Raw genomic sequence first — 10,221 nt, 5'->3', positions numbered from 1 at the left:
AACCTAGTGGGCTAAGTCAAAACCGAGCAACAAAGAGTAAATCGCCCCTAGGCAGAACCCTTCGGGCAGCGCCTGTTTGGCATTAATGCTGCGTTATCGCCTATTTATGGGGAATAACCACACCACATAAGCTCTGCCTTGCCTAAATACCAAACAGACTGCGGCAAATTTAACCTTGAAAGGCCAACAGACCCTAATTAAATTTTTGATGTTACGCTGATAACCACCACCTAAAGCGCACATAAGCGGGATGTTTCGCTGCTTACAAAAGTTAAGAACGGCAAAGTCACGCGCGTATACGCCAGCCAAAGAAACATCAAATAAGCCAAGTTCGTCTTTGGTATAAATATCGGCGCCCGCATTATATAAAATAATATCGGGCTGGTGGAGACGAACACATAACTCGAGAGCTTGCTCTAGTGTTGTTAAGTACTCTGCATCTATGGTGTTTGCTGGCAAGGCAAAGTCGTAGTTTGAGTGCTGTTTTTGCCGAGGAAAGTTTTGTTCACAGTGAATTGAGCAGCTAATTATCTGCTCGTGCTGTTGGGTTATTTGCGCTGTGCCGTCACCTTGATGCACGTCACAATCAAATATTAATACGGTGTCGGCTTGCTCCGTTGCAATAAGGTGGGCTGCAGCAATGGCTAAATCATTAAAAATACAAAAACCACTGCCGTAATTGTTATAAGCATGATGATAACCGCCACTTAAATTAACCGCTAAGCCGGTTTGCAGTGCATTCTCAGCTGCTTGAATACTGGCACCAACAGAATAAAGGGTTCGCTCGACTAGTTCAGGTGAGTGCGGAAATCCCATTTTTTTAACTGCTTTGTCAGTTAACGAGCCATTTAAAAAATCAGCGATGTACTCTGAGCTATGACACAATTTCAATTGCGCTGTTGTTGCTGGCGAAGGCGATATAAATTGGGTGTAGCCTAAACGCTCTATTTCATGCTTAAGCTGCTGATACTTTTTTATTGGAAATCGATGGCGGTCAGGTAACTCTAATTGCGAGTACAGATGGTGATAATAAAGCTGCATTAGCGTAGCTGTTGTTTTTCTACTTGTTGAATTTTGTCTTCGGTGGCAGAAATTGCTTTTCTGCAACGGCCGAGTCGTGCATGAGTGGTTAAAATTTCTTGATTAAGTTTTTGTGCTTGCGCAGGTGATGCTTTTTCCATTTGTAACTTACGCTCTTCAATCATTAATATCAGGCGGCGCTCAAATTCATGGTTTTGTTTAAGTTCATCATATAATTCGTGGGATGATTGCATGATTTTTTGCACCGCTTGTTTATAAACAGGCTGTTTAGCACGAGGCTTATAATGATTTTTATTTTCTTTCACCCAAATAGGAGTCGATTTAATAACATTAAATACCGCTTGTACTTGGCTGGCAATGCGCTCAAGTGCATAGGTGTAAGCATGACGGTGTTCGCTCGGTGGTAGGCTGGCTATTTCATCTTCTATTTCTACTACGTAATCAACCAAGTTCATGCTTTTGGTGCTAAATACGGCTTTGTCAAATAAGCTTGGCTGTGCCTGCATATAACGATTTTTAGCAAATAATTTTGCTTTATCAAATTGCTCAGCTTGTTGCTTAAGCGTAGCAACTTGTTGGCGTAGTTTGTCTAAAGCAGCAGATTGCATATTAAAAGTATGCCTCGTAAATTAGTTTTAACGCTAAAAGTATAACCATAGTATTAAATACTGGGCGAATAAATTTACTGCCAAAACGAATAGCTGAATGTGCGCCAAACCATGCACCAAGCATGATAAAGAAGCCCATTGTAATTCCCAGTAAAAAGTTAACATGGCCAAGTGCAACAAAGGTGATCAGAGAGATGAAGTTAGAAACAAAATTCATTGAACGCGCCAAACCACAATTGAGTAGCAAACTCATTTTATAAAGCATACCGTTTGAGGCAGTCCAAAAAGTTCCCGTTCCAGGCCCAGCTAAACCATCAAAAAAACCTAGGCTTAATCCTTGTAGCCACTGTTTTACTTTTATTGTGCGGGTTAATTTAGGCAGATCATCACTTTGTGTGGTACTTAAATTACCAAACAAGCTGTAGCAAACCACTAAAATAATAATAATGGGTAAGAGCTTATTTAAAAACTCGATACTTAAATGATCAACAATAAGTGTGCCTAACAAAGCACCTATGGCGGTAGCCATAATAGAAGCAAACCAAAATCGTGGGTTAAATAGTTGTTTTTTATAATAGGTGATACTGGCCGTTAACGAGCCAAAACTGGCGGCCAATTTATTAGTGCCAAGCGTTAAATGAGGAGGTAATCCTGCCGTTAACAGTGCTGGTACAGTGAGTAATCCACCGCCGCCAGCAATAGCATCAATAAAGCCAGCTAAAAGTGCAACGCCACATAAAATAGCCCAAGTTGTTGGGTCGAGTGCAAGTTCAAACATTAGTAATCTATTTGTCTTTTAAAAGGTGGTAAGGTGTCAAGCATGGCTTTGCCATATCGTTTGGTGACTAGGCGTCTATCTAAAATAGTTATTGTGCCTGCATCACTTTCTTTACGCAGCAGTCTACCACAGCTTTGTACCAATTTCTTTGCTGCGTCTGGCACGGTTATCGATAAAAACGGATTACCGCCTTTACTTTGCACAAACTCTGCTTGCGCTTCTTCGATAGGCGAGGTGGGCACCGCAAACGGAATTTTGGTAATAATCAGGTTTTCTAAATACTTCCCAGGTAAATCAAGCCCTTCAGAAAGACTTTGGGTACCAAATAAAATACTGCCCTTGCCTTCATCAATATTTTTAGTATGTAATTTGAGTAAAGCTTCTCGTGACATTTCACCTTGTACTAATAAGTTAAATCCTTTTGTTCTAAGAAACTTACTTACATGATCCATTTGCCAGTAAGAGGCAAATAACACTAAGTTGGCTTTTTTAGTGTTTAGATACTCGGGTAGTGTTTTAGCAATATGATCGCTAAATTCTTTATCTGTTGGCTCTATACTTGAGGCCGGAATGCGTAAAGTGGCTTGTTTTGGGTAGTCAAACGGAGAGGGGACTTTAATAAATTTCACCCCTTCTTCTTTAGCAAGACCGCTTTCATAGGCAAAGTGATCAAATGAACCGAGTGCGCTCAAGGTAGCTGAACATAACACGGCTCCAGCACATTCGTTCCACAGCTTATCTTTTAAATAGTAACCGACCTCAATGGGGCAGTCGCTAAGCAAGTGATCATGATGGCTTTTATATTCAAGTCGTTTTATCCATCGAGCATGCGGTGTGCCTTCGCCTTTAGTGGCGTAACTAAACCATAATTTATTAAGTTGCTCTAATCGGTTTATGTATTGCCCGCTTTCAGCCAGAATGGGGTCGGCAACATAAGGTTTAATATCACCGTCGCTTACATCTTGGGTGAGGGTGTCGTGCATTTTATTTAAACACCGTAATGCATCAAGCGTGGCTTCGCTAATATCTTTTGCCTTAGCATGTAACGATTTAGGGATTTCACCATGTTCAAAGCGATAGGTATCGTCTTTTGAATATTCAAAATCAGCGTTGTCGAGTATATCGCGCACCACTTTTAAATCTTTGTTAGCATCGTTAACGCTATCGCATAACTTAAAGTTTTGCCCAATACCTTTTTGACCCACTAACACTTTGGCCATTTTGCCACTGAATTTAGTAAGTTTGTCGAGCCAATCTATCGTGCCTTTTATTGTGGCGGCGGCAGATGAAAAGTCGCGGGTAATATGTGCAAGGTGGTGCGCTTCATCGATTACATAAATGGTGTTGTCGGGCTCGGGTAAAATTTTTCCGCCCCCTAAGTCTAAATCGGCTAACAGTAACGAATGGTTTATAACCAATACATCCATTTGCATTAACTGCTGGCGGGCGAGTTGAAAAGGACATGTTTGGTGTGCTTTCATCTGGCGTTGGCAAGCATGCTTATCGCAAGCAATGAGCCCCCATACTCTATCAGGAATGGTATCGGCCCAGCTGTCTCTATCACCTTGCCATTTTTTATTGATATAGGCATCGTAAAGTTGCTTTAAGCACTTAGTTTCCATATCGCTTAATGGCGATGTAAGGGTAGGCATAAACTCCATTTGAGTTTGACTATCGCTGTTTAGTGCATTATGAAGTTTGTGTGCACAAATATAACGTTGGCGACCTTTGACTAAATCAAATTTAAAATCGAGTCCTGAGTGCTTTTTAAAAAACGGCAGTTCTTTAGCTATTAATTGTTCTTGCAAAGCCACAGTAGCCGTAGAAATAACCAGTTTCTTTTTTTGTGCTAATGCCAGTGGCAGAGCGCCTAGGCAGTAAGCTAATGACTTTCCGGTGCCTGTGCCTGCTTCAATAACACAAATACGTTGTTTTTTATGGTATTCACCGGCTAATGTTTTGGCGATTTCAGCAACTAAATAGTTTTGACTACTGCGAGGGCGGTAATCGGTTAGGTTATTTGCAACATGCTGGTGTACTTGTCTAATTGTTTTTTTAAGTGAGCTCGATAGCATGTGATGATTAACCTAAAATATGTATATAATTACAGTGTATATATTAAGTGGGATCGAACATTGACACAAGCAATCTATCAGGGCTTTATTTTATCAAGACAACAATACAGCGCTAAAAATACGCAAGGTATTACTTTGTGTTATTGGCTAAGCTCTGATCATGGCCCACTTAAAGTTATTATTGAAAACCAGCAGGCAGTGTTTTTCATCCCATTGTCAGCGCAACATACTGCAAATACTTTACTCGCACAGGCAAATATAAAAGCGCAGTTTAATAAGGTTGAGTTGTGTCATTTTAGTGGCAACGAATGTGTTGCCTGTTACTTTAACGATATAAAAAGTTTATATACTGCACGCGCTCTTTTAGAGCAAGCAATGCCTATTTACGAAGCCGATGTTCGCCACAGTGACCGCTTTTTAATGGAGCGCTTTATTAAAGGAGGTGTGTGGGTAACGGGTAACGCCACAACTAAAAATGGCTTTATTGAAATTAGTGACGCAAAGTTAAAAGCAAACAAAGATTACACGCCAACGCTTACGTCTGTTTCTTTGGATATAGAATGTAATGGCGATGGGGTGTTATTTAGTGTAGCACTTGTGGGAAATGGCTTAGATTGTGCATTGATGATAGGGGAGCCGCAGCAAAGTGATTCGACATTTGAAATTGACTGGTGCTATGACGAAATTAACCTGCTTACCAAGTTGCAGCAGTACATTATAAATAACGATCCTGATGTTATTATTGGTTGGAATGTTATTGATTTTGACTTTAGTTTATTGCAAGAACGCGCAGAGGCGTTAGGGCTTACCCTTAACTTTGGCCGAGATAATCAACCTTTGTATATTAATAAAGGCCATTACACCCGATTAACGCTTCCTGGGCGGTGCGTCATTGATGGCATTGATACATTAAAAAATGCCACTTACCGATTTGACAGCTTTTCATTAGCCAATGTTGCAGAGCGGGTACTTAACGAATCTAAATTAATAAAAACCGATAACCGATTAACTGAAATTGTTCGTCAATTTAACGAAGATAAGCTTTCTCTAGCGGCTTATAATCGTCAAGATTGTATTTTGGTTAATCAAATTTTCGAAAAATTAAAGCTATTTGAATTTGCCATTGTCAGAACCCAAATAACAGGGCTCGAACTGGAACGCATGGGGGGCTCGGTTGCCGCGTTTACAAACTTATATTTACCGTTATTGCATCGCAGTGGTTATGTTGCCCCCAATTTAGGCGATCATGGCCTCTCATTTGAGAGCCCCGGTGGCTATGTGATGGAGTCGACTCCAGGGCTGTATAAAAACGTTTTGGTATTGGATTTCAAAAGCTTATACCCTTCAATTATGCGTACGTTTTGTATTGACCCGCTAGGTTTAATCGCAGGGTTAAATGCACCAGAGCAAGCGGTTGAAGGGTTTAATCAGGCGTTATTTTCAAGAACGCAGCACCACCTGCCAAAATTAATTGAGCACCTGACACAAACTCGCCAAGAAGCAAAAGACACTAATCAACCTATGCTCTCGCAAGCGATTAAAATTATTATGAATAGCTTATATGGCGTACTGGGCTCTAAAGGCTGTCGGTTTTACGACCCGCGTTTATCGAGTTCCATTACTTTGCGCGGCCATGAGATAATGCAAACAACCCGTAAATGGATAGAAGCGCAAGGCTTTGAGGTGATATATGGTGATACCGACTCTACGTTTGTAAAACTTTGTGAAGATAAAAGCCCTGAGCAATGCAACGAAATTGGCTGCCAACTTGTTCGACATATCAACAAAAAGTGGCAGGTCGATTTAATGCAGCGTTATGACTTGCAAAGCTATTTAGAAATTGAATTTGAAACCCATTACAGTCCTTTTTTTATGCCAACTATACGAGGTAAAAAAACAGGTTCTAAAAAACGTTATGTTGGTCAAGTAACCAAAAATAATGAAAAAAAGTTAGTCTTTAAAGGTATGGAAACCGTTCGCAGTGATTGGACTGAGTTTGCGCAGGAGTTTCAAACACAGTTGTTTGAAACACTTTTCTCTAGTCACTTCGAAATACAGCAACTACACAATATAATAAATAGCTACACGCAAAAACTTTATAATGGTGAGTTCGACCGTAAATTAGTATATAGAAAGCGGTTAGGGCAGCACCTTAACGATTACATCAAAAATATTCCTCCTCATGTTCAAGCTGTTAAAAAATACAAAGCGAATCATCCTGAGTTTGAAATAAAACGCGGGCAAGTAATCGAATATGTTTACGCAATAACAGGCGCCGAACTTTATAGCGGTAAAAACACCCTTAATTACCCTCTATACATTCAAAGACAGCTTGAACCCGTAGCGCAAATGATATTAAGCGCATTAAACACAACATCTGAATCTACACAAGCCTCGTTGTTTTAGCTTAACTATGAGCTTAAAAAGTCTTTTATAGTTAATTATTCGCCTATAAACTTCAAAGGTGAATAAAAAATTTAAAGGTAAATTAACAATTGTGGCCTTAGTTACAATTTTATCTAAAAAGAATACAAAGCGTAATTTAAAAAATCATTTATTCAAACTCATAAAAATCAATTGGTTACCATGATGTTGTTTTTAATTCTCAAGTTTGTTTCTAAATCGTATCCATAAATTAATTTAAAAAACTAATAAAATACCGCCAAAAATGATAATGAAAAGTCATGCAAAGTGCTTTTAAAGTTAATTTAATGTTGACCGCCTTGTGTTTGAAGTATTATCATCTGAAGCGTGATCACAAATTAATTAACAAGGTGTGATCAAAAAAATACAAAAACAAATAGTATTCTAGGGAGAATCAAATGTTAAATAACAAAGTTTCAAAAGCAGTTCGCTTAGCGATCGCTTTTGGTGCAGCTTCTACTGCTGCTTTCTCAGCAAGTTCATTTGCTGCAGAAGAGGGCGCAGAAAAAGTTGAACGTATTCAGGTTACAGGTTCACGCATCAAGCGTACTGATATAGAAACTACGGTTCCAATTACTACAATCGGTCGTTCAGACATCGTAGCAATGGGTGCTATTAATGTTTCGGATATCTTAAATCAGTCTCCAGTAACAATTGCTGGTGCTGACCAATCTAATTCATCATTTAGCACGTCTGGTGTTGGTCTTAATACAACATCACTTCGTAACCTTGGCGAGTCAAGAACACTTGTATTAGTAAACGGTCGTAGATTTGTATCTGGCCGTTCACCTTCTAGTGGTTACGCTGTAGATTTAAACTCTATTCCAGCATCAATGATCGAGCGTATTGATATTCTTAAAAGCGCATCTTCTGCCATTTATGGTACTGATGCTGTTGCTGGTGTAGTTAATATTATCACTCGTAACAATGTTGAAGGCGTTGAAGTTAATGCACAAACTGGTATTTCATCTGAGAGTGACCGTGAAAAGTATTCATTGAGCTTAACCGCTGGTAATAGCTGGAGTACAGGTAATGTAACAGCATCTTTTGGTTACGATGATGATAAAGGTTTAAAGCCGGCAGACCGTGCTTTTTCAGAGTTTGACGAAGCTATATTACTTGATGAAAATGGTAACGAATATGTAGACAAAGTATTCTCATCTTACCCTCCACAAGGGCGTGTTGGTGGTTTTAATGCTGATGGTACACCTTATCAAGGACTTGAAGGTGGTCAAGCATTCAACCGAGCAGCTTTCCGTCAACTTGTTACACCATTAGAAAGAAAATATGCGGCTCTAAATATCAAGCAAGATATTAATGATGAGGTTCAATTTTTTGCAGAGATGAACTGGAATTCGTCAAAAACTTATGGTTCAACAATCGAACCAACACCATTTGCGACTAATGATGTGTTTATTCCAGAGCGAGGCGGTGTAGGCGGGATCAAGCTAAGCAACCCTATGGTGCCAGAATTGTTACGCCAAAATTTAATGGCTGCAAACCCTGCTCTAACAATGGATGATAATATCCCTAATCTGGTTCGCCGTATGGTTGAGTTTGGTCCTCGTTCTACAGATTTAGAACGAGATACTATACGTATTGCAACTGGCTTTGATTGGTTCATAAATGATGACTGGTCTTTAAATACTTATGTTTCTTGGGGCAAAACTGATCAACGTCAAGACAGTGGTGGTCAAGTCAACATCGAAAGAGCAGCAAAAGCATTTGATGTTGTAGAGAATGCAGATGGCACACTTCAATGTGCTGACGATCTTGCTATTTTACAGGGTTGTGTTCCGCTTAACTTGTTCGGCGCAGGTACAGTGTCTCAGGAAGCTGTTGATTACATTAAAGTGCCTGCAAAAATCGCTGGTCAAACTGAACAATTCATTGTCTCAGCATCATTGGTTGGTCAGTTACCAATCGAGCTTCCTGGTGGTTTTGTAGGTGTTGCAGTCGGTGCAGAACACCGCCTTGAAAGTGGTTTCTTTAACCCTGGTGATTTAGCACAAACTGGTGCCTCTAGTACTAATAAGTCACTACCAACAGATGGTAGTTACTACTCGAATGATTACTACGCAGAAACAATTTTACCAATACTTGAAAATCTTGAGGTTGACTTAGCAGCTCGCTACTCAGACCATGAAATTGTCGGCGGTCAGACAACATGGAATGCTGGTATTCAGTACTCTCCATTAGATACTCTTAAATTCCGTGCTTCTGCAGCGACAGCAATTCGCACACCTAATATTGCTGATTTATTTGGTGGTCGTGGTGAAACTTTTGCTGGTGTAACAGATCCGTGTAGCGGAGTTACTGCTTCTGACACAGGTAATGCAGCTCAAAACTGTTTATCAATTCCTGAAGTAGCCGCGCGTGTAGCAGCTGATGGAAAGTTTGAGCTTACACAGATCGAAGCTCAAAGCGCTGGAGGTTTTATTGGCGGTAACGAAAATGTTAAAGAAGAAACTGCTGACACATATAGTGTAGGTGTTATTTGGCAGATGACAGAAGAGCTTTCTTTAACTGTTGATTACTACGATATCTCAGTAGAAGATGCAATATCTACTACTAGTCGTACTACTGTACTTAATCGCTGTTTTGATGTTAGTTCAGCTAACTTTGACCCATCTTGTGGTGGTAACGCATTACGTGATGCGAACGGTGCACTAGTAGAAGTTAATTCAGGTACTGGTAACGAAAATAACATCGAAACTTCAGGCGTAGATATTGAATTAGCATATAAACTAGACACAGAGTATGGTGCTTTTGGTGCTAACTTAATTTGGAACCACTTAAGTAAATACGATACTACCGGTATCGAAAGTGGTGAAACAGTTGAATATGCTGGTGAGGTACTTACACCAGATAACAGAGCTAACTTAAACCTAACTTACGGCATGGATGATTTAAATGTTTCATGGCGTATGCGCTACTGGGATCGCTCAGTAGATAGTGTTGAAGGTGCTAACTTTAACTACACTGATTTTACACCGTTAGAGAAGTACAATAACTTCCCATCTGTTGTTTATCATGATGTATCAGCAGGTTATAACTTTACTGATAACACAAGTGTTACATTAACTGTTCGCAACTTATTCGATAAGCAACCACCAGTTGCAAACCAAAGTTCATCAAATGGCGGTACTGGTATTAATACAGTATCAGAAGCTTATGATGTAACAGGCCGTTATTTACAATTGAACTTTACTACTAAGTTCTAATTTAAGTACAGTATGTTTAAAAAGCCACGGTATACCGTGGCTTTTTTTTAACGTCTCTCAAATTTTTTGCT

The 10,221-nt window shown here is 39.7% G+C and carries 6 protein-coding genes; 2 read left to right on the top strand and 4 right to left on the bottom strand.

Features of this window, described 5'->3' with window-relative positions; all coding sequences use genetic code 11:
* Positions 1 to 93 precede the first annotated feature (93 nt).
* From CWC14_RS07775 to dinG, 4 genes are read right to left on the bottom strand one after another with little or no spacing between them, the layout of a single operon-like run.
* On the bottom strand, positions 94 to 1,041 hold the full coding sequence (locus CWC14_RS07775; RefSeq protein ID WP_249928721.1) for a histone deacetylase family protein: 948 nt from the start codon (positions 1,039 to 1,041) through the stop codon (positions 94 to 96).
* Complete coding sequence (locus CWC14_RS07770; protein WP_138562209.1) at positions 1,041 to 1,649, bottom strand: primosomal replication protein; 609 nt, start codon at positions 1,647 to 1,649, stop codon at positions 1,041 to 1,043. Before CWC14_RS07770 ends, CWC14_RS07775 begins: the two co-directional genes overlap by 1 nt.
* Position 1,650: 1 nt before the next feature.
* The gene (locus CWC14_RS07765) at positions 1,651 to 2,427 is read right to left on the bottom strand and encodes a TSUP family transporter (protein WP_138562207.1); all 777 of its coding nucleotides are present in this window, start codon (positions 2,425 to 2,427) and stop codon (positions 1,651 to 1,653) included.
* Positions 2,427 to 4,502 carry an ATP-dependent DNA helicase DinG gene (gene dinG, locus CWC14_RS07760; protein WP_028834065.1) on the bottom strand — a complete coding sequence of 692 codons (2,076 nt, stop codon included), beginning with the start codon at positions 4,500 to 4,502 and terminating at the stop codon, positions 2,427 to 2,429. Before dinG ends, CWC14_RS07765 begins: the two co-directional genes overlap by 1 nt.
* Before the next feature lie 60 nt (positions 4,503 to 4,562).
* Here dinG and CWC14_RS07755 point away from each other — a divergent pair, with 60 nt between their 5' ends.
* Entirely contained in the window at positions 4,563 to 6,908 is a 2,346-nt protein-coding gene (locus CWC14_RS07755; protein WP_138562205.1) for a DNA polymerase II, read from the top strand.
* Between the two features lie 416 nt (positions 6,909 to 7,324).
* Positions 7,325 to 10,150, top strand: a complete 2,826-nt coding sequence (locus CWC14_RS07750; RefSeq protein ID WP_138562203.1) for a TonB-dependent receptor domain-containing protein — start codon at positions 7,325 to 7,327, stop codon at positions 10,148 to 10,150.
* Positions 10,151 to 10,221: the final 71 nt, after the last annotated feature.

Origin of the sequence: Pseudoalteromonas sp. S3260 (assembly GCF_005886925.1) — a bacterium.
In the GTDB taxonomy this organism is placed as follows: domain Bacteria; phylum Pseudomonadota; class Gammaproteobacteria; order Enterobacterales; family Alteromonadaceae; genus Pseudoalteromonas; species Pseudoalteromonas tetraodonis.
This window is presented reverse-complemented; position numbering and strand designations above follow the sequence as displayed.

Bases quoted from the DNA above. Each gene is read 5' to 3' on its own strand.
- CWC14_RS07750 (WP_138562203.1), top strand. From the start codon at position 7,325: ATGTTAAATAACAAAGTTTCAAAAGCAGTTCGCTTAGCGATCGCTTTT.
- dinG (WP_028834065.1), bottom strand. From the start codon at position 4,502: ATGCTATCGAGCTCACTTAAAAAAACAATTAGACAAGTACACCAGCAT.
- CWC14_RS07770 (WP_138562209.1), bottom strand. From the start codon at position 1,649: ATGCAATCTGCTGCTTTAGACAAACTACGCCAACAAGTTGCTACGCTT.
- CWC14_RS07765 (WP_138562207.1), bottom strand. From the start codon at position 2,427: ATGTTTGAACTTGCACTCGACCCAACAACTTGGGCTATTTTATGTGGC.
- CWC14_RS07775 (WP_249928721.1), bottom strand. From the start codon at position 1,041: ATGCAGCTTTATTATCACCATCTGTACTCGCAATTAGAGTTACCTGAC.